Annotated in this window: 22 protein-coding genes and 1 tRNA gene; 9 read left to right on the top strand and 14 right to left on the bottom strand. The window is 67.8% G+C overall.

Annotated features, from left to right (window positions below; all coding sequences use genetic code 11):
• Nucleotides 1–52: 52 nt before the first annotated feature.
• From ABZ195_RS03715 to ABZ195_RS03735, 5 genes are all read right to left on the bottom strand, one after another.
• The gene (locus ABZ195_RS03715; RefSeq protein WP_355215013.1) at nucleotides 53–292 is read right to left on the bottom strand and encodes a hypothetical protein; all 240 of its coding nucleotides are present in this window, start codon (nucleotides 290–292) and stop codon (nucleotides 53–55) included.
• Nucleotides 289–615: a hypothetical protein gene (locus ABZ195_RS03720; protein WP_355215015.1), complete on the bottom strand. Its 327-nt coding sequence runs from the start codon at nucleotides 613–615 to the stop codon at nucleotides 289–291. Before ABZ195_RS03720 ends, ABZ195_RS03715 begins: the two co-directional genes overlap by 4 nt.
• A complete protein-coding gene (locus ABZ195_RS03725; RefSeq protein WP_355215017.1) occupies nucleotides 612–1,082 on the bottom strand; it encodes an Asp23/Gls24 family envelope stress response protein in 471 nt (156 codons plus the stop codon). The genes ABZ195_RS03720 and ABZ195_RS03725 overlap by 4 nt, the downstream gene beginning before the upstream one ends.
• A 181-nt stretch (nucleotides 1,083–1,263) precedes the next feature.
• Complete coding sequence (locus ABZ195_RS03730) at nucleotides 1,264–1,434, bottom strand: CsbD family protein (protein ID WP_149483423.1); 171 nt, start codon at nucleotides 1,432–1,434, stop codon at nucleotides 1,264–1,266.
• A 62-nt stretch (nucleotides 1,435–1,496) separates the two neighbouring features.
• The gene (locus tag ABZ195_RS03735) at nucleotides 1,497–1,967 is read right to left on the bottom strand and encodes a CsbD family protein (RefSeq protein WP_355215019.1); all 471 of its coding nucleotides are present in this window, start codon (nucleotides 1,965–1,967) and stop codon (nucleotides 1,497–1,499) included.
• Nucleotides 1,968–2,218: 251 nt separating this feature from the next.
• On the opposite strand from ABZ195_RS03735, the gene ABZ195_RS03740 reads away from it, so the two are divergent.
• The 3 genes from ABZ195_RS03740 to ABZ195_RS03750 all read left to right on the top strand — a co-directional run bounded on the left by ABZ195_RS03740 (nucleotide 2,219) and on the right by ABZ195_RS03750 (nucleotide 3,788).
• On the top strand, nucleotides 2,219–2,791 hold the full coding sequence (locus ABZ195_RS03740) for a sigma-70 family RNA polymerase sigma factor (RefSeq protein WP_355215021.1): 573 nt from the start codon (nucleotides 2,219–2,221) through the stop codon (nucleotides 2,789–2,791).
• Nucleotides 2,788–3,261 carry a hypothetical protein gene (locus ABZ195_RS03745; protein ID WP_355215022.1) on the top strand — a complete coding sequence of 158 codons (474 nt, stop codon included), beginning with the start codon at nucleotides 2,788–2,790 and terminating at the stop codon, nucleotides 3,259–3,261. Before ABZ195_RS03740 ends, ABZ195_RS03745 begins: the two co-directional genes overlap by 4 nt.
• 158 nt (nucleotides 3,262–3,419) lie before the next feature.
• A complete protein-coding gene (locus ABZ195_RS03750; RefSeq protein WP_355215024.1) occupies nucleotides 3,420–3,788 on the top strand; it encodes an ANTAR domain-containing protein in 369 nt (122 codons plus the stop codon).
• A gap of 109 nt (nucleotides 3,789–3,897) precedes the next feature.
• Here the strand turns inward: ABZ195_RS03750 and ABZ195_RS03755 are convergent, their stop codons facing one another.
• On the bottom strand, nucleotides 3,898–5,262 hold the full coding sequence (locus tag ABZ195_RS03755; protein WP_355215026.1) for an MFS transporter: 1,365 nt from the start codon (nucleotides 5,260–5,262) through the stop codon (nucleotides 3,898–3,900).
• A gap of 66 nt (nucleotides 5,263–5,328) precedes the next feature.
• On the opposite strand from ABZ195_RS03755, the gene ABZ195_RS03760 reads away from it, so the two are divergent.
• Entirely contained in the window at nucleotides 5,329–6,411 is a 1,083-nt protein-coding gene (locus tag ABZ195_RS03760; RefSeq protein ID WP_355215028.1) for an FAD-binding domain-containing protein, read from the top strand.
• A gap of 15 nt (nucleotides 6,412–6,426) precedes the next feature.
• On the opposite strand, the gene ABZ195_RS03765 is transcribed toward ABZ195_RS03760, so the two are convergent.
• Nucleotides 6,427–8,073, bottom strand: a complete 1,647-nt coding sequence (locus tag ABZ195_RS03765; RefSeq protein ID WP_355215030.1) for a CAP domain-containing protein — start codon at nucleotides 8,071–8,073, stop codon at nucleotides 6,427–6,429.
• A gap of 425 nt (nucleotides 8,074–8,498) precedes the next feature.
• Between ABZ195_RS03765 and ABZ195_RS03770 the strand changes: the two genes are divergently transcribed.
• Nucleotides 8,499–9,296, top strand: coding sequence for a cutinase family protein (locus ABZ195_RS03770; protein ID WP_355215032.1), 798 nt, complete (start codon nucleotides 8,499–8,501; stop codon nucleotides 9,294–9,296).
• Nucleotides 9,297–9,723: 427 nt separating this feature from the next.
• Here ABZ195_RS03770 and ABZ195_RS03775 read toward each other — a convergent pair.
• The 3 genes from ABZ195_RS03775 to ABZ195_RS03785 all read right to left on the bottom strand — a co-directional run bounded on the left by ABZ195_RS03775 (nucleotide 9,724) and on the right by ABZ195_RS03785 (nucleotide 11,972).
• Nucleotides 9,724–9,797 (bottom strand) — tRNA-Leu (locus ABZ195_RS03775).
• 205 nt (nucleotides 9,798–10,002) lie between these two features.
• Nucleotides 10,003–11,271: an MFS transporter gene (locus ABZ195_RS03780; protein ID WP_355215034.1), complete on the bottom strand. Its 1,269-nt coding sequence runs from the start codon at nucleotides 11,269–11,271 to the stop codon at nucleotides 10,003–10,005.
• The gene (locus ABZ195_RS03785) at nucleotides 11,268–11,972 is read right to left on the bottom strand and encodes a hypothetical protein (protein WP_355215036.1); all 705 of its coding nucleotides are present in this window, start codon (nucleotides 11,970–11,972) and stop codon (nucleotides 11,268–11,270) included. The genes ABZ195_RS03780 and ABZ195_RS03785 overlap by 4 nt, the downstream gene beginning before the upstream one ends.
• 334 nt (nucleotides 11,973–12,306) lie before the next feature.
• On the opposite strand from ABZ195_RS03785, the gene ABZ195_RS03790 reads away from it, so the two are divergent.
• Nucleotides 12,307–12,810, top strand: a complete 504-nt coding sequence (locus tag ABZ195_RS03790) for a hypothetical protein (RefSeq protein ID WP_355215038.1) — start codon at nucleotides 12,307–12,309, stop codon at nucleotides 12,808–12,810.
• Between the two features lie 22 nt (nucleotides 12,811–12,832).
• Here ABZ195_RS03790 and ABZ195_RS03795 read toward each other — a convergent pair whose 3' ends face one another.
• The 3 genes from ABZ195_RS03795 to ABZ195_RS03805 are packed head-to-tail and all read right to left on the bottom strand — an operon-like array spanning nucleotide 12,833 to nucleotide 15,635.
• The gene (locus ABZ195_RS03795; RefSeq protein ID WP_355215040.1) at nucleotides 12,833–13,942 is read right to left on the bottom strand and encodes a class II histone deacetylase; all 1,110 of its coding nucleotides are present in this window, start codon (nucleotides 13,940–13,942) and stop codon (nucleotides 12,833–12,835) included.
• Complete coding sequence (locus ABZ195_RS03800; RefSeq protein WP_355215042.1) at nucleotides 13,939–15,426, bottom strand: sodium:solute symporter family protein; 1,488 nt, start codon at nucleotides 15,424–15,426, stop codon at nucleotides 13,939–13,941. The genes ABZ195_RS03795 and ABZ195_RS03800 overlap by 4 nt, the downstream gene beginning before the upstream one ends.
• Before the next feature lie 2 nt (nucleotides 15,427–15,428).
• A complete protein-coding gene (locus ABZ195_RS03805; protein ID WP_355215044.1) occupies nucleotides 15,429–15,635 on the bottom strand; it encodes a hypothetical protein in 207 nt (68 codons plus the stop codon).
• A gap of 107 nt (nucleotides 15,636–15,742) precedes the next feature.
• On the opposite strand from ABZ195_RS03805, the gene ABZ195_RS03810 reads away from it, so the two are divergent.
• Nucleotides 15,743–16,735 carry a LacI family DNA-binding transcriptional regulator gene (locus ABZ195_RS03810; RefSeq protein WP_355215046.1) on the top strand — a complete coding sequence of 331 codons (993 nt, stop codon included), beginning with the start codon at nucleotides 15,743–15,745 and terminating at the stop codon, nucleotides 16,733–16,735.
• Between the two features lie 9 nt (nucleotides 16,736–16,744).
• Here ABZ195_RS03810 and ABZ195_RS03815 read toward each other — a convergent pair whose 3' ends face one another.
• Complete coding sequence (locus tag ABZ195_RS03815; RefSeq protein WP_355215048.1) at nucleotides 16,745–17,953, bottom strand: hypothetical protein; 1,209 nt, start codon at nucleotides 17,951–17,953, stop codon at nucleotides 16,745–16,747.
• Nucleotides 17,954–18,173: 220 nt separating this feature from the next.
• Here ABZ195_RS03815 and ABZ195_RS03820 point away from each other — a divergent pair, with 220 nt between their 5' ends.
• Entirely contained in the window at nucleotides 18,174–20,693 is a 2,520-nt protein-coding gene (locus ABZ195_RS03820; protein WP_355215050.1) for a sensor histidine kinase KdpD, read from the top strand.
• On the top strand, nucleotides 20,690–21,370 hold the full coding sequence (locus tag ABZ195_RS03825) for a response regulator (RefSeq protein WP_355215052.1): 681 nt from the start codon (nucleotides 20,690–20,692) through the stop codon (nucleotides 21,368–21,370). Before ABZ195_RS03820 ends, ABZ195_RS03825 begins: the two co-directional genes overlap by 4 nt.
• The last annotated feature ends 7 nt before the right edge of the window (nucleotides 21,371–21,377 follow it).

The raw sequence follows: 21,377 nt of genomic DNA on the forward strand, positions 1-21,377 counted from the left end.
AACCTCCGAAAGATGTTGCAGCACGGCGTTTCCGGTCTGCGGGGGATATCGGTCAAAGTTCGATGTAGCGGCGCCGCCGGCGCAACAGTCGAAGTGGGTGGGAAATGATGGGGCGGCGCCGGGTACGGCGGACGGTCACCTGCACCGCCGGCGGGCGGAAGTGGACGTCGATCTCGCGAAGCGCGGCTTGGAAGTCCGCTGAGCTGCCGCCGTGATCGGGATGCAGCTCGCGGGCTGCGGCGCGGCGGGCGCTGGCCCGATCCGGGTAGCGGTCCCACCGCGCCACTGTCACGGCGCGGACGCCTCGGTGACGACGTCCTCCACCGTGACGTCCACGACGCCTCCGGTGACTGCCGCGGCGGCGTCGCGGACGAGCGCCGCGGTCTCCCGCACGGGGCTGCCGTAGCGCAGCGTCACGTGGACCTCGGTGACGTCGTCCGAGCCGGTGCGGATACCCGCCACGCGGTGCCCGGGGAGATAGGTCGCGACTTCGCCGAACATGCCGGCGTGCAAGCCGACCACCCCCGGGACCGCGGTGACGGCGGCGGCGACGAGATCAGCCTGGTCCGGCTCGCTCGTCGAGGTCGCCCCTGCGCCCGTGTCGGTGCCGGTCACTGCACCCGGGTGACGGCGTCGTCGACGTCGTCGTCGTCGCCGGCGAGGTGGATGTCATGGACGGTGACGTTGACCTCGGTGACCTCGAGACCGGTCATCCGCTCGATGGCGGTGATGACGTTGCGGCGCAGGCCGCCAGCCAGATCGGAGATGGAGACGCCGTATTCGGCGACGATGTCGAGGTCCACGGCGGCCTGCTTCTCGCCGACCTCGACCGACACGCCCTGGGAGTGGTTGACGTTGGCGCCCGGGATGCGTTCCCGCAGCGCGCCGACCACTCGGGAGGCTCCACCGCCGAGGGCGTAGACGCCGCTGACCTCGCGGGCGGCGATGCCGGCGATCTTCGAGACGACGGTGTCGGCGATCGTGGTCTTGCCCTGCGAGCTGACCAGGTTCGAGCTACTGGCGGCCGTGACGGACTTGCCGGAGGTCGTGGTGGCGGTGGTGACGGGCTGGGTGCTGGTCATCGTTCCTAACTCCTTGTCGGGTGGTGCACTTCGTGCTTGGGTGACGTCGTACTTGGTGTAGTCGGGGCGCGGGGGCCAATCCGAACGTCCGATTCGCGTGAGCTGACTCACAACGCGGTGCCCGGCATGAACGAGGGCCGCGCCCGCCGCTGACGCGGCGCGACGCGGCCCTCGTGGCTGGCTACTTGAAGGTGTCCTTGATGTTCTCGCCGACCTTCTTCGCGCCGGACACACCCTGGTCCTTCTTGCCCTCGGCCTTGAGGTCGTCGTTGTTGGTGACGTCACCCACGACTTCCTTGGCCTTGCCGATGGCGTCTTCTGCGGCGTTCTTGGCCTTGTCCACGATGCCCATGGTGCTTCCCTTCGTTGTGTCGATCATCTGTTGCCCCCGAGCGTTCCTCGGGGGAGTCTTGATTAGCGCGTCAGTGCGCGCCCGATACCTGCCTTGGCCACGCGCTTGGCGGCGCGCTTGGCGTCGCGGCGCCCTCGGCGCGTCGGCTGACGACGCCGGCGCACGACGATCGCGACCAGCACTGCGGCGGCGACCGCGCCGATGACGACGCGCGTGTCGCCCAGCTTGGAGGCGGCGTCGTCGAGGTGGAGCTGGCGGGCCGCGTCGGCGGTGTCGTCGGCGAGGCTGGAGAGCTGATGCTTGGCCCCGTCGACTGCCTCTCCCACGGACTTCTTGACGTCTTCGGCCTTGTCCGACGCTGCCTCGACGGCGTCGCCGGCCTTGTCTGCGACCGCGTCTACGCCCTGCTTGACCTTGGCCTCGGCGGTCTCCGCGGTACCTTCGGCCTTCAGGTCGTCGTTGCCGGTCAGGTCACCGGCGGCCTCCTTGGCCCGTCCGACGGCCTCCTGAGCCTTGTCCGTGAAATCTGCCATCAGCGTCGTCCTTCCTTGGAGTCCTCGCCCCGACCGAATGTCGGCCAAAGCCACCCCGTTTCGAGATGTCGGAAGTTGAGTCGGGCGAGCACGCCAAAACCGAACGTCGTCTCGACGTGAACCGGCTCACATATCGTCGAATCGGGGCGACCGCGCCCAACCGGGCGGCCGCCGACCGATGTGCCAGTACTATCTGCCCGAGCACCATCTGACCCCCTTCGAGTTCGGGTGCGGACGTGTAGGGAGCGTGCGTGACGACAGGCACCGGCGGACGAATCGCCGATGCGGGCGATGCCGCCCTGCTCCACGCGGCGGCGCTCGGCGACCGTGAGGCGTTCGAAGTGGTGGTCCACCGCTACGGCCCGCCGCTGCACCGGTATGCGCGAAGATTGCTCGCCAACGAGGCCGACGCGGCCGACGTCGTGCAGGCCACGTTCATCGCCGCGTGGAAGCAGCTGGAGACCTTCCAAGGCCGGTCGTCGCTGAAGACCTGGTTGTTCTCGATTTGCTCCCACAAGATCGCCGACAATTACCGCGTCAAGCGTGCCCAACCGATCGACGACCAGCTCATGGAGGCGATCCCCGCTCCGACGCGCGACTCGGACCCGTTCACCGCGGCCTCGAACTCGGCATTCTTGGCGGCGTTGGAGGCAGCGCTGGCCGAGCTGCCGTATCGTCAGCGCGCATCCTGGGTACTACGGGAAATAGAGTCCATGACGTTCCCCGAGATCGGGGCGGCTCTGGACACGAGTCCCGACGCGGCACGCGGCCATCACTTCCGCGCCACCGCGACACTTAGAGCCCGACTGGAAAGGTGGCAATGACTTCTTCGCCTCCGGAACCAGACCCTCTCTTCCGTGCGATCGAGTTCCTCCGCGCGGCACCCGAGCCAGGGTGGGACGCCATCGCCGGCCGCGTCATCTCCTCGATCCGCACGACCGCCCGGCCCGGCGGGCACCCCCTTGCCGCGCAAGACCCGACCGGCATGGCCGGTCCCGGTCGGCTCTTCGTGAGCGACCACGTGCTGCGCAGCACCTTGGCGATAGAGCTGCGGCAGCGCTACCTCTGCGCTCCCACGCGCATCACGTTCGACATGGACGACCGGACCAAGACGCTTCTCGGCGTGACGATCGAACTCACCGGCAGCTACGGAACCGACCTTCGGCAGCTCGCCGATCACATCCGCGTGACGACGCTGGGCGTGGTCGCCGACCTGCTCGGTCAGGCCGTCGGCCAAGGACCGGTCGACGTGACGGTGACCGACGTCGTCACCGGAGATCCGCTCGGCGCGTAATCCTCGGCATCTGAATCGTCACCACGCAACAGTGCTTGAAACGGTCCGCGTCTCGGCGGAACATTGAGGGCGTCGCCCAAGACCCCGGCGACGGCGGTTTCGGCACGCCCCGTCTCGGCGGTGGGCAACTCGTAGGAGTCGTTCGCTTGGGGAGGATAATGAGTACCGCGACCGACGGTCATCGGCCGTCTGACATACCGCAGCCCGACGACGAGGCGCGGATCTCCGATGCGGTACGCGACATCGCCGAGCAACGCGCCTTCATCGAACAGGCCAAGGGCATGTTGATGTTCATCTACGGCTTGGACGAGCATGCGGCGTTCGACCTGCTCCGTTGGCAGTCCCAGCAGCACAACGTCAAGCTCAGGGCACTCGCCGAACAGGTCGTGAAGGACATCGCCGAGCTGGGCAAGCGCAATCCGCTTCCCAATCGGCTCGAACACGACAGGGTGCTGCTCACCGCCCATCAGCGGGTGGTGTCGTCGGCCGAACGCCAGGGCGAGGAACGATCCGAGAACGATGCGTAGCCACCGAGCCAGTTGGGTAGCAACACAAGCGGAGGGGTCACATCCCGGGATGTGATGTTCTCAAGCCCTTGGTGGTTCCGACCAGAGCCACCAAGGGCGTCCCCTCCCCCTACGGAACGAGTTCCTCGACGTCGTCGAGCGATGCGTCGCGCGTCTCGCGCATCACCAACAGCGCAATGCCGGTCAGCACCGCGGCGCACAGCAGGTAGACGCCCACCCACGCCACCCCGTAGGAGGTGGCCAGCCACGTCGCGACGAACGGCGCGATCGCTGCGCCGAGGATGCTGGCGACGTTGTAGGCGATGCCGGAACCGGTGTACCGCACGTTGGTCGGAAACAGTTCGGGGAGCACGGCACTCATCGGCCCGAAGGTCAGGCCCATCAACGTCATGCCGACGATCAGGAACACCAGCGTCGACGTGGTCGTCGCCGACGCCGGGTCGAGCAGTAGCCCGAAGGTGGTGCCGTAGATCATGATTGCGACGGTGATCACCAGCAATGTGACCCGGCGGCCGAACTTGTCGGCCAGCAGTCCGGTGACCGGCAGCATCGCAGCAAAGAAGAGCACCGAGATCAGTTGCAGCTGAAGGAATTCGAGATACGGGATGCCCAATCCCCCACCGCTGGCGGTCTTCTTGCCGGTGCCGAAGCTCAGTGCCCACGTGGTGACGACGTAGAACAACGTATAGGTCGCCAGCATGACGAACGTGCCGATGACGAGTTGGCGCCAATGGTTGCGGAACACCTCGGCCAGCGGCGCGCGGACCCGCTCACCGCGGGCGATCGCTCGGGCGAATACCGGGGTCTCGGTCAGGCGCAGCCGAACGTAGAGACCGATGGCCACCATCACCGCGCTGAGGAGGAACGGGATGCGCCAGCCCCACGTCAGGAACGCACCGTCGAGGTCCGGACTGGCGGTGTTGAAGCCCAACCACAGCACCAGGATGAGGAACACGCCATTGGCCAGCAGGAACCCGAACGGGGCGCCGAGCTGCGGCCACATCGCCGCCCACGCGCGCTTGCCGGGTTTGGCGGTCTCGGTGGCCAGGAGTGCCGCCCCGCTCCACTCCCCGCCGAGGGCAAGGCCCTGGCTGAAGCGCATGATCGCGAGCAGTGCCGGCGCAAGCAGCCCCACCTGGTGGTAGGTGGGCAGCACGCCGATGAGGAACGTCGCGATGCCCATCACCAGCAGCGAGGCCACCAGGGTGGTCTTGCGTCCGATCCGATCGCCGAAGTGCCCGAACAAGATCGAACCGAGTGGACGCGCGACGAACGCGAGGCCGAAGGTGGCCAGCGAGGCGAGCAGCGCCGTCGTCGGGTCGCCCTTGGGGAAGAAGAGGTGCGGGAAGACCACGACGGCCGCGGTGGCGTAGGCGTAGAAGTCGTAGAACTCGATGGTGGTGCCCACCATCGAGGCGACGACGATCCGCCCGCGGGGCACGCCGTCGACCAGGTCCGGTTCGCGTGTGGTCATGGGTGGACATCCTTGCACCCGTCGCGCGACCAGGGCGTGTCCGACCCCGTGGCTACCCTCGGGTTGGTGGAGTCGTTTGCAGTGTCTCGTCAGGACGTGCTGGATCGCGTGTCGCGAATCGACGCCGCGCGGTACGCCAGGACGCGAAACCACACCAACGGTGGCACGCAGATCTCGCCGTACCTCACCCGCGGATTGGTGACGCTGCCCGAGGTGCGCGACCTGATCCTCGAGCGGCACACGCCGGCGCAGGCGTACAAGTTCGTCTTCGAGTTGGCGTGGCGCGAGTATTGGCAGCGGGAGTGGACGTTCCTCGGTGACCGCATCTTCACCGACGTGAAGCGTCCGCAGCACCCCGTCAGCTCGCGGCGGATGCCGCGGGCCGTGCGCGACGCCGACACCGGGGTCGACGCGCTCGACGCCGCGGTCCGCGGTCTCCACGACACCGGCTACATGCACAACCACGAGCGAATGTGGTTGGCGGGCTTGATCTGCAACCTGAGTCGTACCCATTGGTGGGAGCCCAGCCGGTGGCTGCACTATTACCTTCTCGACGGCGACCCGGCCAGCAACAGCCTGTCCTGGCAGTGGGTGGCGGGCACCAACAGCCACAAGAAGTACGTGCCGGCCCAGCAGAACGTCAACAAGTATTCACCGCTGCGGCAGCACGGCACCATCATCGACCACGGTTACGGCGTGCTCGCCGACATGGCGGTTCCGGACGTTCTCACCGACCGGGCGGATCTCGACCTCGCCTGGACGCCACCGCCGGGCGACGAGCCGTTGGTCGACCCGGCCAAGCCCACGTTGCTGTATCACTCGTTCTGGTTGAACGCGGCGTGGCGCGATGAGGTCGACGCCAACCGGATCGTGCTGCTGGAGCCGAGCTGGTTCGCCCGCTTCCCGGTCTCGCCGATGGTCACCGACTACCTGGTGCGGTGCGCGCGGGAGATCCCGGGCGCCCAGGTGGTCGTCGCCGAGTTCGACGACCTCGACCTCGGGGACGACGTCACCTTCATGCGCCACCCGTCGGTGCCGCACTGGCGTGGCGCCGCCGACGAGATGCCGCGGATGTTCCCCAAGGTGCCGGAGAGGTCGTACGCGTCGTTCACCAGTTTCTGGAAGCAGTGCGAGCGAACGACGGGGTGAGGGTCTCCGGTATGCCTAGTCGTCTCGATGCGCGATCGTAAGGCTGTGCAGGTAGCCGGCCGAGAAGCTGGCGACGTTGTCCACCCCCACCCGTCCCGGACCGTGAGCGGGACCGATCGCGACGCCTTGGCCAAGTTGACCCGCAGAGTTGCTACCCCAGCTCCACAGCTCGTTGCCAGACGTGAGCGCGAGCGCATGACCCAGACCAGCAGAGACGTCTACGACCCGCGACAAGTTCGGAATCTGGTGTGCAAGCGCGTCGTGGCTCAATGGGTCCACGTTGGGACCCAGCTGGTGAAAGCTGTTGCTGCCCATGGCCCAAACATGCCCATCGCGGTCGACCGCGTAGCTGTTGAAGTCCGCTGCCGCAATCGCGACGATGTCGCGTCCGGTGAAGGCGCCGGTCTCCGCGGGCTTCTGCGGATCGCGGAAGAACAGCCGGTCCGGATCGCCGGTGCCTAAACAGCCCGCGATGTTCATTCCAAATACCCACATCTGCCCAGTCGTTTCCTCCAACGCCACCGTGTGGTAAAGGCCCGCCGCGATGGCCGAGGTGCCGTTGATCAGCGACGTGATTCGGATCGGGAAGTCGAACTGGTCGTTGGGTGACGCCGGGTCGCGGCCGAGTTGCCCATCGCCGTTGCTTCCCCACCCCCAGACAGATCCATCGGATCGCAGCGCCAAACTGTGCCACCCGCCGGCTGACACCGCCTTGACTCCGCTGAGTCCCTGCACGCGGACCGGTACCTCCTGATCCATACCGGAGCCGTCACCCAACTGGCCGTATCGGTTGTCCCCCCACGCCCACACCGACCCGTCCGACTTCACTGCAAGGTTGTGTTCGTAGCCGGCGCTAATTGCTATCACCTGGTCGATGTCGGGCACCTGTGCGGGCACCTGAGACCCACCAGACACCGAGCCCTTGTTGTCACGTGGCCCCCACGTCCACACGGTGCCGTCGTGTTTGAGTCCGACACTGTGATGCGAGGCCGCCACCATGATGAAGCCGTCGGATTCGGCCGGACGGACTGGGCTCGACGACTGGGCCGTACCGCCGCCGACGCCGAGTTGACCGTGGCCGTTGCCGCCCCAGGCCCACAGTTGCGTGGCGACTAGCGGCTCAGGTTCACTGCATCCGCCAAAACACTGCACGAATATCGCACCGTCGGCGTTCGACGGAATTCCGGTCGACGCGGTGCCGTGGACCACGCCTACGCCGGTTTCGGTGTACTTGGGATCCACAAGCGTCCGGTGGTGGCCCTCGCTTTGCAGCCACCACTCGACGGCGGCCGCCGGTGTCGTCCCGCGGCCATGCTGCGCCGCCGCGCCAGTGAACCATGCGGAATAGGCATTCTCGTTGCGCGGCACGCCATCCGGGTCCGCGGGGCAGTAACCAGCCTCCTTGATGCGCACCTGCTCGTCCTTGCCCGTGACGGGATTGACATGCGGAATGTGCCCGCTGTCACCGGAGTCGGGCCACCACTTGATGGTGGCCGCCGCCATCGCGTGTTCGCGCGCGGCCTTCCGCAGCTTTGCGTTGAGAGTGAGCGGCCCAACCCCCTCGGCGGCGCGCGCTTCGTTGATGAGACAAAGGACGGCCGCTTCCGCGGCGTCGGCGGAGGACGATACTGCCTGGTCTTCGGTGTTCTCGCAGAGCGTCATGAGACCAGAAAATACGCCGACGACCTCGCGAACGGGATCTTATTGACGCATCGTCCGGTTCCGACGGGCAAGCGGACGGTCGCGCCCGGGCGACTGTCGAAGAGGCGCGGATTCGCTGGCGAAGGAGTCGACGAAAACTGTTCCGAGGCTGCATCCTCCAAGACTCTTCATCGGCGTTGCCCTCGCGATCCAGGTGAATGGGTTGATTTCAGCATGGATGCGACCCACGCCGAAGGCCGAGGCCCGTGGTCGCGCAGGTAAGTAGCCTTCGGCGCTGCGTCCACGGCCGAGCAGCAAAGTGAACTAGCACGATAATGCGAACCGGTCGGATACTTCCGCCTGCCCGAGGTGGGCAGAACGTTCCTCCGCAGGGCTGAGTTTGGCAAACCTTTCGCCTTCGCGTTCCCGGCTGTACCATCTGGCCGATGAGCAACCCCCAACCGGTACGCGGGGCGTTTCGTGACTCTTGGCCCCGCGCCGCCGTGGTCCTGGCTGCCCTGGTCATTCTCATTGCGCCGATGACGGTCTTGACGGGCATGCCCCACGCTGGCGCCGACGACTGCCCAGACGCCGAGGTGACCTTTGCCCGCGGCACCGACGAACCGGCCGGCGTCGGGCGCGTCGGGCAAGCCCTCGTCGACTCGTTGCGTGAACAGACCGGGCTGAACATCGGTGTGTATGCGGTGAACTACAAGGCGAGCCTCCTGCAATTGCACACCGACGCCGGCTCCAAGGACGCGGTGTCGCACATCGTTGCCATGGCCGCCAAGTGCCCGAACACCCAGCAGATCCTGGGCGGATATTCGCAGGGAGCGTCGCTGGTGGACATCGTCACCGGGGTTTCGGCGGGCGGCATCCTCAAGGGCACGCCGTTGCCCGCGCAGTACGCAGACGTCGTCGCGGCAGTCGTCACGTTCGGCAACGTGGCCGATCGCGTCGGCACACCCATCACGACCAGCAGTCCGCTGTTCGGTTCCAAGGCAATCGACCTCTGCAACCCACGAGATCCGATTTGTCACGCGGGCGCAGGCAACGAGTGGAGCGGGCACACGGAAGGCTACGTACCCGTCTACACCGACCAGGCCGCGACCTTCGTGGCCGCACGGCTCGTGTTCGCCCAACCGCCGCCTGCCCCTGAGCCCTTCGCGACTACCCCTGAGCCTGAGCCCTATGCGACGGTCGCACCGGCTCCGACCGCCGAGCCGTCCATCGTCTACCGCTGACTGAGCCTCGTCGCAGGGGTGCGTCTTCGTGCTGTCACGAAGCTGTCATGTCGATGTGTTTCGCCCTTCGGAATGCATAGGACGTCGATGCAGGTGCTAGAAGCATGGAATCACGAACCTGGCTCAGGTGGACCATTTCCGCAGTTGCCGCCACGGCGTTCACCATCGCGCCGACGGCAATCCTCAAGTCGTCGAACGGTTCAGTTCAGCTCAGGCTGACGACTGCTACAACGGCAACACCGTGCTCAAGCCGTCTGGAAACAGTTGCACACTCCCGGGACCCGTAAGCAAGATCCGCGGCTCGGCGCCCGATGCCAACGCCATCGTCGCCTGCCGGAACCACCCGGGGTGCCTTCGCCACCTATGTCAACAGCCCCTAGGCAGGCGTTCCCATCTGACTGACGACTCTGGGAGAGGAGCGGTACGGTGCCCCCAGTCGGACTCGAACCGACACTTGGCGGATTTTAAGTCCGCTGCCTCTGCCAATTGGGCTATGGGGGCCGCCCAAGCTCGTAGGCTAGTTCAGGCACCGCCATTTTCGCCCCTGGGGTCCGTTGGTGCCGGCGCCGGAACGCATCCCCCTGGCGTCGCGGGCTTGGCCGATGAGCATCGTTGCCGAGCCGACCAGTCTCCCGACGGCCACTGCTCGCCCACTTCGCCTGTCGGACAGAGTCGTTGGCGCGACCTTCGGAAACCTCGAAACCGCCTACCCGACCGGGCTTGGTTCGGACTCGGTGGACTTGGACTTCGGTGGTTCGTCGACCGAGGAGCGGGTCTCGGGCACGGTGAAGATGAGCAGAACCAGCGCGACGACGGCGATGGCGGTCAGCGCAAGCATCGCGGTGGTGTAGCCGGCCGCCTGGTCGATCGCGCCGGCCAGCGCCGGGCTCAGGGTTCCGCCGATGCCCTGCACCATCGTCGCGGCGCCGAACGCCACGTTGAAACGGCCGCTGCCGCGGGTCAGGTCGGCCACCATGATGGCGAACAGCGCACCCTGCAGCCCGGCGCCGATGCCGTCGAGCGCCTGCACCGCGATCACCTCACCGGGGTTGTTCGCCATGACGAACAGCAGCCCGCGGACGGGCAGCACCACGAAAGCCGCCACCATCAACGGTTTTCGGCCCCACTGGTCGCCCCGCTTGGACACCAGCAGCGCCATCGGGATCATCACGACCTGCGCGACGATGATCAGCGCCGCCTGGTAGAGCGCGCCGTCACCGGTGTTGCCCACGGCCAACTTCTGCCCGGTGATGGGCAGCATCGCCCCGTTGGCCAACTGCCACAACCCGACCACGGCCGCGAGCAGCAGCAGCGGCCGGTTCCGAAGGAGCATCCGGAACCCCGAGGGCTTCTCGTCGTCACCGTCGTCGTCCTTGGGCTTCAGCCCGCGAGCCAGATCGTCGTTGATCAAGTGCCCCTTGATCATCAGGGTGGCCAGCACGACGAAGATGCCGAACAGGCTGGCCAACCAGAAGCCCATCTTGAGGCTGATGAGGTACCCCGCGAGCCCGGCGACGGCCGAGCCCATCACGTTGCCCGCGTGGTTGAAGGCCTGCATGCGTCCGGTCTGGGCGGCGTAGCGCTTGGGGCCCACCATGCCCAGTGCAATCGCCGCGATCACCGGGCCAAGCACGACGCCCGCAACCCCCGTGATCAGCTGCGCCGCGGTCACGATGGCGAAGGTCGGCTTGAGCGTGACGATGAACGTGCCGAAGGACGTCAACGCGGCCGCGGCCGCGAGCAGGGCGCGCTTGTGCCGAGTGGCGTCGATCAGCGCCCCGGCCGGCGCGTTGAGCAGCAGGCCGACCGCCCCGCCGAGGGTGAGGATCAGCCCGATGTTGGCGGGGTTCCACGTCTCCTTGTTGATCAGGTACACCCCGAGGAAGGGTCCTAGGCCGGCCTGGACGTCGGCGAGGAAGAAGTTGACCCCGTCCAGCGCCCAGAGGGATCGCTTGAGTTCGGGGCTGTCCGTCATCGGTCTCGGCTCCCGGCCAAGGCCCACGAACCGTGGTGGGCCGTGCAGGTTCCGTTGGGGCTCATCCCGTAGAGGGCCAACTCGCCGAGTTCACCGCTGAACTCCTCGATCGCCGGCAGGACGAACAGGTCGGTGCGGCTGGTCTCGTCGCGAGGCCAGGTGAGCGTGACGTGTGGATTGAAGCGGTCGTCCTCGTCGTCGGAGACGTCGTCGAAGCCGTAGCGCCGCAGCTGCCGCACGCGCGCCGGATCCTCGGGATCAGGGGCGTCGACGATCGCCGCCAGCGGTTCGCCGCCCGGCCCGCGTTCCCTGAGCCGGCCGCGGCGCAGCGGCTCCACCGCGTTGACCACCGCCCGCTGCACGGCCCGGAACTCGTCGCTGCGCTCGAAGAAGACTTCGGGCGCACCCTCGTGGTTGTGCCGGTACTCCGACGCGGTGGCCGACACCGGTCCACACGTCCGGGCCACCTCGGCCAACGCGGCACCGACCTCGGGCACCTCGTCGTCCTCGACGGCCATCATGAAGATCGACACGTGGGGCTCACACGGACCGTCGGATTGCCCCGGAAAGTTCGCACCGAGCCGGAAACACGCTCCGCCGTGGGCCTCCATGGCGTCGGCCAATTGGTTGCTACACGTCACGGCCAATTGACGTAGCCGTGGCGGTAGGACGAACACGACGTCGAGTGTCACCAGGGTCATCGGCTTCTCTCTCAAGAAGAGACCCGGATGAACCGGGCGGCAAACACCACGGCGATGTATTGCTGGGAGTGATGTTGACCGATGAACCTGAATCCAAACTGAAGATTTCAAACCTGGCAACTACCTGAATGCATTGTCCCTCAATGCATTCCTGCAATCGGGCGGCTCTCCGGGCGGGTACGAGCCGACGCCTCGACACCCGTGAGAGCCGCCACGCGTCGGCGGTCAGCGAAGCCTGTGCGACGACGGCCCCGGATGCCCTCTTCCGTCGATCACGATGGGGGACCTGATTATTCGGTTGCCGAGCATTACTGGTCGTGTTGCGATGCTGTTCATGGAGGTGGTGTTCAGAAGGCTCAGCGATCGGCAGTACGCGATAGGAGTGATCCGGGACGGAGTTCGAGACGTCGGCGGCGACGTCGCGATGAGGCTGGCTCCCGGAGACAGCGACGTGCCGCACGACCTCGTGCACTTCGTCGTCGAGGAGCAGGCCGAACTGACGCTGGGGATCTTCGGTCAGTGCGCGGCCGGCGGTGACGTCGGCGGGTTCTTTCGTGCCACCATCGGCAAGCGCGGCAGGGCCCGCCAAATCAAGCGATCTCGCCGACTCGGTGGGGCCGGGCGCTCGCAGGTCGACAGATCCGAGGTGCTGGCGAGTCTTGCTCGAGATGGCGCGATCTCGCCGGAGGTGGACCCGGCGACTGTCTCGCCGACGTTGCGGGAGTCGATCAACGGCCGACTCGACGCGGTCATGACGCAGTGGAACGGAGTTCCCGTCGGAGGCGACCTCGTGTTGCACTGGCCGACGCACCTGACGATTCGACGAGGACGGCTATAGCCACCCCGGTCCTCGACTCGCTTTACAACCGCAGTGCGTCGGCGATCAGCGCCGCTTGCGCGATCACCGCGTCCTGCCAGGGCTGCAGGGTGTGCGCGGGGGAAGCGTCGAAACTCTGGCCGAACGGATCCGGCACGCCGGTCTCGTGCCCGGACAGGGCCTCGAGCACTGCCAGCCCGCAAAACGGCACGTGCACAGGCGAATACCCACCTTCGTGGGAGAACACGATGTTGCCGCCGCACACGTCCTCGGCCAGGCGCACCAGCGTGGCGGCCATGTCCTTGAATCCGCCAGAGGTGACGGTCATGCAGCCCAGCGGGTCGACGGGGCTGGGGTCGAAACCACTGGAGACGAAGATGATCTCGGGCCGAAAGGCGGTGACGGCTGGTACGGCGACGCGCTCGATCGACGCGAGGTAGGCCCCGTTGCCCGACCCCGCCGGCAGGGGCACGTTGATGTTGGTGCCCTGCGCGCCGGTCTCGGTAACGCTGCCGGTGTCCTGCGGGAACAGCCGGTCCTGGTGCAGCGAGATGGTCAGCACGTCGGCGTCGTCGGCGTAGATCGACTCGGCTCCGTTGCCATGGTGCACGTCGTAGTCGACGATCGCGACTCGACGCACTCCGAGCGTCGCGCGCACGTATTCGATTGCGACGCAGACGTTCGAGAACAGGCAATACCCCATGCCCATGTCGCGGCGGGCATGGTGGCCCGGTGGTCGCACCAACGCGTACGCGTTGTCGACCGCGCCGCTCAGCACCGCCTCGGCAGCGGCGATGGTGCCCCCTGCGGCCAGCCGGGCGATGTCGTAGGACCCGCGCCCGAACGGCGTGAAGCCGTCGCCGCCGTCACCGCCGCGGTCGGCGCTTTCGCGTTCGATGCGGTCGACGTGCGCGGCGTCGTGCACCCGCAGCAGGTCTTCGCGCGTCGCCATCCGAGGCGTGACCCGGACGAGTTCGTCGATCATGCCCGAGACTTCCACCAGCCCAGCCATTCTCGACTTCGACTCGGCACTCTCGAACGTCATGTGGGGCTGGTTGAAGCCGCCCGCCGGGAAGATCCCGACGTGGGTTCCGGTGTCGTGCCAGGCGTAGCGCTCGTGCCAGATGTATCCCGTGCGCCGTGTTGCCGTCATCGTGCGATCCGTTCTGGTGTGTGCAGGGAGTCGAACAGCTCGTCCACGCGTCGCCGTTCGTCTTCGTCGTCGGGCTTGAGGTATGCCACCGCGACGTAGACGGCGAAGTTGACCGCCAGTGCGGCCACCCCGGAGGTCATGCCGCCGAGCACGGGAATCGCGATGGGGAAGGACACCTGAAGCACGCAGGCGGTCGCGAAGCCGAGCACCATCGCCGAGACGGCCGCCGCCGCGTTGCCCCGCCGCCAGAAGATGCCGAGGAACACCGTCGGCGCCAACTGCACGATGCCCTGGTAGGACACCTGGGCCAGGGCCACCATGCCCGAGGACAGCACGTCGGTGGTCGCGACCGCGACGGCGCCTGCCAGCAGTGTCAGCACCGCGACCGAGACCTTGCCCCAGCGGGGATCCTCGACCCGGGTGCCGCGGGCCACGCCCACGACGTCGTTGGCGATCTGGGCGCCCAGGGCCTGAAGATTGGCGCCCACGTTGCCCATCGTCGCGGCGAGCACGCACACGCCCGCCAGCGTCAGCACCAGCGGTCCGCCCACCGACGCGGTGATGAACCAGACCTCGTCGGGCGCGTCGGCGACACCGGGCAGGGTCGACGCGGCCATGGCCAGCAAGCACAGCGAGCACCCGAAGATCACCAGCAGCGGGGAGGCCATCACCGCGGCTCGCTTGATCGACTTGGTGCTGTTGGAGGCGAACAGCCGCACGAAGATGTCCGGCCAGCACCAGCCGCCGAGGGCGCCGGTGGCGATCAGGGAGAAGAGGTAGAGCGGACCGTCGACGCTGCCGGGCCCGGGCAAGGTGAAGAACGACGGCGCCACCTCGCCGAACCCGTGGCCGTTGGTGAGCAACCACGTCAGCAACCCGAGGATCAGGACGGTGCCGAAGAGGTAGGCGACGACGCCCTGGACGAAGTCGCTGATGACCAGGCCACGGGCACCCAGGCGCACCGTCCACCACTGCCGGACCACCAGGACCCCGATGCCGATCAGCGCGGCGACGGTCGCCGACACCCTGCCGAAGGACAGGTATTCGAACACCAGCGTCAGCGACTGCATGCCGAGCACCACCCACGGGAACGACGCGATGGCGCCGATGACGGCGGCGGTCACCCGCACCGCGGTGGACCCGTAACGCAGACCCAGCAGGTCGGCTTGGGTGCGCAGGTCGAACCGTCGCCCCCATTCGTGGACGGGGCGGGCCAGCAGGAACATCAGCACCACGGCGAGGATGGAGTAGGCGACGAAGTAGAAGCCGATGGCACCGGCGCTGGCGGCATAGCCCGCGAACGCGATGAAGATGGTGCCGGGCAGCCAGGTGTTGACGAAGGCCATGGCCGAGAACACTGGGCCGAAAGATCTTCCGGCGGTGGCGTATTCGCTGAAGTCGGCGCTGCCCTTGGTGCGCTGAAGCACCACGAGCAGGACGACCAGGAACACGACGACGCCGCCGTAACCGATGAGCACGTCCACGCTCACTCCTCCCCGGCCGCGTCGACGCGATACATGACCACCAACGAGAGCACCCCGAGGACGCCGGTGACGACGAAGAACCAGACCCCACCCTGACCGACGATCCACGTCAGCGGCGGGAACAGCAGGATGACGAAGTTCAGGACGGCGATCGCGAGCACGATGCGGGCGGCACGGGTCCTCGGTGGGCGTGGGACGGGCGGGGCCATCGGCGTCTCCATTCGTGCCGGAACGTTCCGGCATGACTGAGACTCGCGCCACGGGCGCGCGTTGTCAAGGGTCCGACGCGGACTCGAGTGCTGGTTACGATGGCGCCATGGCAGCGCGACGCGTGACGATCGTGGAGATCGCCCAGCACGTCGGCCTGTCCAAGACCACCGTGTCCGATGCGCTGCACGGCGGTGGCCGGGTGTCGCCGCCGACTGCCGCCCGGGTGGCCGCCGCAGCCAGTGAACTCGGCTACGTGACCAACCGGGCGGCCCGCCAGCTTCGCGGCCGCAACGTCGGCGCGTTCGGCATCTACATCCCGCCAATCGCGCGAAACTTCAACTTCTACATGGAGTTTGCCTTCGGAGCGGCGCACGGTTCGGCCGAGCACGACGCCGATCTGACGTTGTTCGCCCGCGACGCCCACGTCGGTCCACGCCACTTCCAGGTCGACGGCGTGATCGCGGTGGACCCGCTGCCCGGTGACCCCATGCTCGAGCGACTCGTCGAGGCCGGCATCCCCATGGTGACCGCTGGGCGCCCGCCCGAAGCGCTCGCCGGCGCGGTCGCCGCAGTGATCGAGGCTCCGCACGCCGACCTCGCCCGTGCCGTGCTGGATCATCTGCACGACAGCGGTTTTCGTCGACCGGCCTTCGTCGGATCCGATCAGCAGTTCTATTCGTCATGGGCCGACGACGTCCGGCAGAGCTACCTCGACTGGTGCGCGGCGCACGTCGTCGAGCCGTCAGCATTCGACTGCCCCCTGGGTGCCACCACCGAGGAACTCGGCGCCGCCGTCCGGTCGGCGGTCGCCCCGGCCGACGTCGACGCCCTGGTGTGTGCGCCCCAGGGATTCGCCGGTCGATCCCTGGCCGTCTTGGAATCCCTTGGTCGCCCCGTCGGCCCTGGCTTCGGATTGGCGTCGTTGAGCAGTGACCCGACGACGGAACTGGGCAACCCGCTGATGACGGTCGTCGACCTGGCCCCGTGGACCTTTGGCCGCGAGGCCGTCAACCTGCTCGCGTCGGTGACAGCCGGCGAGTCGCGCGACTACCTGAACCGCTTCGACGAGGTCGGCGTCCGCCCGGCCGGTGCCCCGTAGCCAGACCCGCTACTGGCCTTCTGTCCCGGACGCGGGCTTGGCGTTCGCATCAGCGCCGTCGTCATTGGCCGGACCGGCGGGCTTGTCGTTGCCCGTGGCGTGGACGCCGGGCACGGCCTTGACCGACTCCTTGACGGTGTCCTTGACCTCCGGGGTGTCCTTGATGGTGTCCTTGACCTCCGGGGTGACCTTGACCGGGGTGACGGGATCGGGCGCGAGGGTGACGTCCTTCACCGGCGCGGGTTCGGCCGTCGGCGCCGGAGTCTTCTCCGGCTCGACCTCGACCGGGGTGACGACCGTCGGCGGCTCATCGCTCACCACCGGTGCGACGGTGTCGTCGACCACCGGATCACCAACGGATGCAACGCCTTCGGACTCCCCCGCCTTGGGGTCACTCGAGACGCCCGCGGACCGCGACGACATCAGGGTGTTCGCAGTGGAGAGCGTGCTGAACGACGACACGTCGGACACGTCCGCGGCGGCGAACGTCGGCGGCGGCGGTGGCGTCGTCGCGAGCGCGGTCGCGATGCCGAACTGTGCGGCCTCGATGCCGCCCACGATGGCACCGGCACCGGCGCCCAGGGACACGACGAAGTTCCTGGTGCCCTCCAATGCGGCGTTGACGATGTTGCCCAGGTTCAGGGTCAGCACCGCGGCGACGAAGTCCTGGACGCCGACGATCGCCGCCGTCGTCACCCCGTTGGCCGCGGTCAGGAACCCGTTGGCCACGCTGAGGTAGGCCAGCGGCACCGCCTCGCTCAACGCGGCCTGCACCAGGGCGGCCCGCTGGTTGCGCCAGATCAGCGAATCGAGCAACGGCTGCCCCACGGCGATCACCGAGTCGCGGATCGCGGCCGCCACGGTGTCGAAGGCGCCGACGAAGTCGAGGGCCAGCACCTGTTGGATCGCCTCGACGGTCACGCCGGGGATCGCCAGCAGCGACTGGGCAAGGCCGACACCGGACTTGGCGAAGCCGCCGAGGTACACCGCCCAGTTCTCGATGGTGTTGCGGATGTTCTGCCGCACGATCGGCAGGGACAGGATGTAGGGCCAGTCGATGGCCGTCAGTTGGACCTCGCGCGACACCGCGGCCGTCACGCTCGCGACCTCGGCGGACATCCGTGCGGGCGCAATCGGGCTGACCGGAGTCAACGCGATCGCGCCGGCACCGACGAGTGCGACACCCGTGGTGAACCACGGTCGAATGGCAGCTTCCATGTCCTACTCCAACCCCCGACGTAAATTGACGATCTTGACAGTAACCCGCAGCGCCCTCACAGGTCGGCTATTCGCCGCACGCCGTAGGGAAGGCGTAAAGACGCAGCTCGGACGCGTCAAGAAAACGCAAGGGCGGACCCGTCGACCGGAAGTCGGCCCTACCGTGGTGGCCAAGTCGACCGTGCGCTCGACGGCCGACGAATGAGGGGATGATGGGCACGTGAGTCCCGACGCGTCCACGCACCGCCCGAAGCGGGGCGAGCTGCGGATCTACCTCGGCGCGGCGCCGGGCGTGGGCAAGACCTTCGCGATGCTCGGCGAGGCGCACCGCCGCCTCGAACGGGGCACCGACGTCGTGGCCGCGGTCGTGGAGACCCACGGCCGCAAGCGAACCGCCGACCTGCTCGAGGGCATCGAACTGGTGGCACCGCGACTCATCTCCTACCGCGGCACCGAGTTCGCCGAACTGGACGTCGAGGCGGTGCTGGCGCGGCGCCCCGAGGTCGTGCTGGTCGACGAGTTGGCCCACACCAACACTCCCGGCTCAAGGAACACCAAGCGCTGGCAGGACGTCACCGAACTGCTCGACGCGGGCATCGCGGTGGTGTCCACTGTCAACGTGCAGCACCTGGAGAGCCTCAACGACGTCGTCGCCCAGATCACCGGCATCGAACAACAGGAGACCGTGCCCGACGAGGTGGTCCGGCGGGCCAACCAGATCGAGCTGGTCGACATCACCCCGGAGGCGTTGCGGCGCAGACTCTCTCACGGAAACGTCTATGCACCTGAACGCATCGACGCTGCGCTGAGCAACTACTTCCGCCAGGGCAACCTCACCGCCCTGCGCGAACTGGCACTGCTGTGGCTGGCCGATCAGGTCGACGCCGCGCTGGCCAAGTACCGCGCCGACCACGAGATCAGCGACACCTGGGAGGCCCGGGAGCGGGTGGCCGTCGCCGTCACCGGCGGCGACGAGTCGGAGACGCTGGTGCGTAGGGCTTCTCGCATCGCGTCGCGGTCCAGCGCCGAGCTGATCGTGGTGCACGTGGTACGCGGCGACGGACTGTCCGGCGTCTCGGCGCCGCAGATGGGCAAGATCCGCGAACTCGCCGTCAGCCTGGGGGCGACGGTGCACACCGTGGCCGGCGACGACGTCTCGACCGCGCTGCTGGACTTCGCCCGCGAGATGAACGCCACCCAGCTGGTTCTCGGCACGTCGCGGCGTTCCCGGTGGGCCCGCATGTTCGACGAGGGCATCGGCGCCGCCACGGTGCAGCGCTCGGGCAAGATCGACATCCACATGGTCACCCACGACCAGGCCAAGGGTGGCCGGTCATGGCAGATCGCCCCGCGCGAGAGACGACTCGCGTCATGGCTCGCCGCGATCGTCGTGCCGTCGGTGCTGTGCGCGGTGATCGCCCTTCTGCTCGACCGCGTCCTCGGCATCGCCGGGGAGAGCGTGCTGTTCTTCGTCGGTGTGGTCGTCGTGGCGCTGCTCGGCGGCGTCGGGCCGGCGACGGTGTCGGCACTGCTGTCGGGACTGCTGCTCAACTACTTCCTCGTCGCACCGCGCTACAGCTTCACCATCGCCCAACCCGACAGCGCCGTCACCGTCGTCGTGCTGATCCTCGTCGCCGTGGCGGTGGCCGCACTGGTCGACAGCGCGGCCAAGCGCGCCAGGGAGGCCCGCCGCGCGTCGCAGGAGGCCGAACTGCTGGCCTTGTTCGCCGGCTCGGTGTTGCGCGGCGCCGACCTGAGCACACTGCTCGAACGCGTCCGAGAGGCCTATTCCCAACGCGCGGTGAGCATCTTGCGCGAGCGCGACGGCGAACAACGAATCGTCGCCTGTGTCGGAGCCGATCCGTGCGTCGACGTCGAATCGGCCGACACCGCCATCGAAGTCGGCGACGACGAGTTCTGGATGTTGATGAGCGGACGGCAGCTTGCCGCCCGCGACCGACGCGTGCTGACGGCGGTGGCCACCCAGGCCGCCGGGCTGGTGCGCCAACGCGAACTGATCGACGAGGCCGGGCAGGCCGAGGCCATCGCGCGGGCCGACGAACTGCGCCGCTCGCTGCTCTCGGCGGTCAGCCACGACCTCCGGACGCCACTGGCCGGAGCCAAGGCCGCGGTGTCGAGCCTGCGCGCCGACGACGTCGGGTTCTCTCCCGAGGACACCGCCGAACTGCTCGCCACCATCGAGGAGTCCGTCGACCAGCTGACCTCACTGGTCGGCAACCTGCTCGACTCCTCACGGCTGGCCGCCGGCGTGGTGCGACCCGAGCTGCAGCGGGTCTATCTCGACGAGATCGTGCACCGCGCCATTCTCGGAATACCCCGGGGCACGGCAGGATTGGACCGCATCAAGGTCGACGTCGGCGACACCGCGGTGATGGCCGACGCCGGCCTGCTGGAACGCGTCCTGGTCAACGTCGTCGACAACGCGATGCGCTACGCACCCGACGGCATGGTCCGCGTCAACGCCGGCCGGGTCGGCGACCGCGTCCTGGTCAACGTCGTCGACGAGGGCCCTGGTGTGCGACGTGCGCAGGTCGACGAACTGTTCGCCCCCTTCCAGCGACTCGGCGACCAGGACAACACCACCGGCGTCGGGCTGGGATTGTCGGTGGCGCGGGGTTTCGTCGAGGCCATGGGCGGCACCATCAGCGCCACCGACACCCCCGGCGGCGGGCTTACCGTCGAGGTCGACCTCGCCGCCCCGAAGGAGGACACCCCATGACCCGGGTGCTGGTGATCGACGACGAGCCGCAGATCCTCCGCGCCCTGCGCATCAACCTCTCGGTGCGCGGTTACGAGGTGCACACCGCGGCCACCGGCGCCCAAGCCCTCACCGTCGCCGCGGAGCACAAGCCCGACGTCGTCGTCCTGGACCTCGGGCTGCCCGACATCTCCGGCATCGAGGTGCTCGAGGGCCTGCGAGGCTGGCTGACCGCGCCGGTCATCGTGCTCTCGGCGCGCACCGACTCCTCCGACAAGGTGGAGGCCCTCGACGCCGGCGCCGACGACTACGTGACCAAGCCCTTCGGCATGGACGAGTTCCTGGCCCGGCTGCGCGCGGCGGTGCGGCGGGCCGACGCCTCCGTCGACACCGATCAGCCCGTCGTCGAAACCGATTCCTTCACAGTCGATCTCGCTGCCAAGCTGGTCACCAGACACGGGGTGGAGGTTCACCTCACCCCCACCGAGTGGGGCATGCTGGAGATGCTGGTGCGCAACCGCGGCAAGCTCGTCGGCCGCGAGGAACTGCTCAAGGAGGTGTGGGGACCCGCCTACGCCAAGGAGACCCACTACCTGCGGGTGTATCTCGCCCAGTTGCGCCGCAAGCTCGAAGACGATCCGTCCCATCCGCGCCACCTGATCACCGAGACCGGCATGGGATACCGCTTCGCGCAGTGACGTGCGG

The sequence above is a fragment of the Mycobacterium sp. NPDC006124 genome, from assembly GCF_040614235.1.
Lineage (GTDB): Bacteria > Actinomycetota > Actinomycetes > Mycobacteriales > Mycobacteriaceae > Mycobacterium.

Excerpts from the sequence above, each read along its gene's own strand:
- ABZ195_RS03725 (WP_355215017.1), bottom strand. The coding sequence starts at position 1,082 with ATGACCAGCACCCAGCCCGTCACCACCGCCACCACGACCTCCGGCAAG.
- ABZ195_RS03730 (WP_149483423.1), bottom strand. The coding sequence starts at position 1,434 with ATGGGCATCGTGGACAAGGCCAAGAACGCCGCAGAAGACGCCATCGGC.
- ABZ195_RS03735 (WP_355215019.1), bottom strand. The coding sequence starts at position 1,967 with ATGGCAGATTTCACGGACAAGGCTCAGGAGGCCGTCGGACGGGCCAAG.
- ABZ195_RS03745 (WP_355215022.1), top strand. The coding sequence starts at position 2,788 with ATGACTTCTTCGCCTCCGGAACCAGACCCTCTCTTCCGTGCGATCGAG.
- ABZ195_RS03750 (WP_355215024.1), top strand. The coding sequence starts at position 3,420 with ATGAGTACCGCGACCGACGGTCATCGGCCGTCTGACATACCGCAGCCC.
- ABZ195_RS03755 (WP_355215026.1), bottom strand. The coding sequence starts at position 5,262 with ATGACCACACGCGAACCGGACCTGGTCGACGGCGTGCCCCGCGGGCGG.
- ABZ195_RS03765 (WP_355215030.1), bottom strand. The coding sequence starts at position 8,073 with ATGACGCTCTGCGAGAACACCGAAGACCAGGCAGTATCGTCCTCCGCC.
- ABZ195_RS03770 (WP_355215032.1), top strand. The coding sequence starts at position 8,499 with ATGAGCAACCCCCAACCGGTACGCGGGGCGTTTCGTGACTCTTGGCCC.
- ABZ195_RS03780 (WP_355215034.1), bottom strand. The coding sequence starts at position 11,271 with ATGACGGACAGCCCCGAACTCAAGCGATCCCTCTGGGCGCTGGACGGG.
- ABZ195_RS03785 (WP_355215036.1), bottom strand. The coding sequence starts at position 11,972 with ATGACCCTGGTGACACTCGACGTCGTGTTCGTCCTACCGCCACGGCTA.
- ABZ195_RS03790 (WP_355215038.1), top strand. The coding sequence starts at position 12,307 with ATGGAGGTGGTGTTCAGAAGGCTCAGCGATCGGCAGTACGCGATAGGA.
- ABZ195_RS03795 (WP_355215040.1), bottom strand. The coding sequence starts at position 13,942 with ATGACGGCAACACGGCGCACGGGATACATCTGGCACGAGCGCTACGCC.
- ABZ195_RS03805 (WP_355215044.1), bottom strand. The coding sequence starts at position 15,635 with ATGGCCCCGCCCGTCCCACGCCCACCGAGGACCCGTGCCGCCCGCATC.
- ABZ195_RS03810 (WP_355215046.1), top strand. The coding sequence starts at position 15,743 with ATGGCAGCGCGACGCGTGACGATCGTGGAGATCGCCCAGCACGTCGGC.
- ABZ195_RS03815 (WP_355215048.1), bottom strand. The coding sequence starts at position 17,953 with ATGGAAGCTGCCATTCGACCGTGGTTCACCACGGGTGTCGCACTCGTC.
- ABZ195_RS03825 (WP_355215052.1), top strand. The coding sequence starts at position 20,690 with ATGACCCGGGTGCTGGTGATCGACGACGAGCCGCAGATCCTCCGCGCC.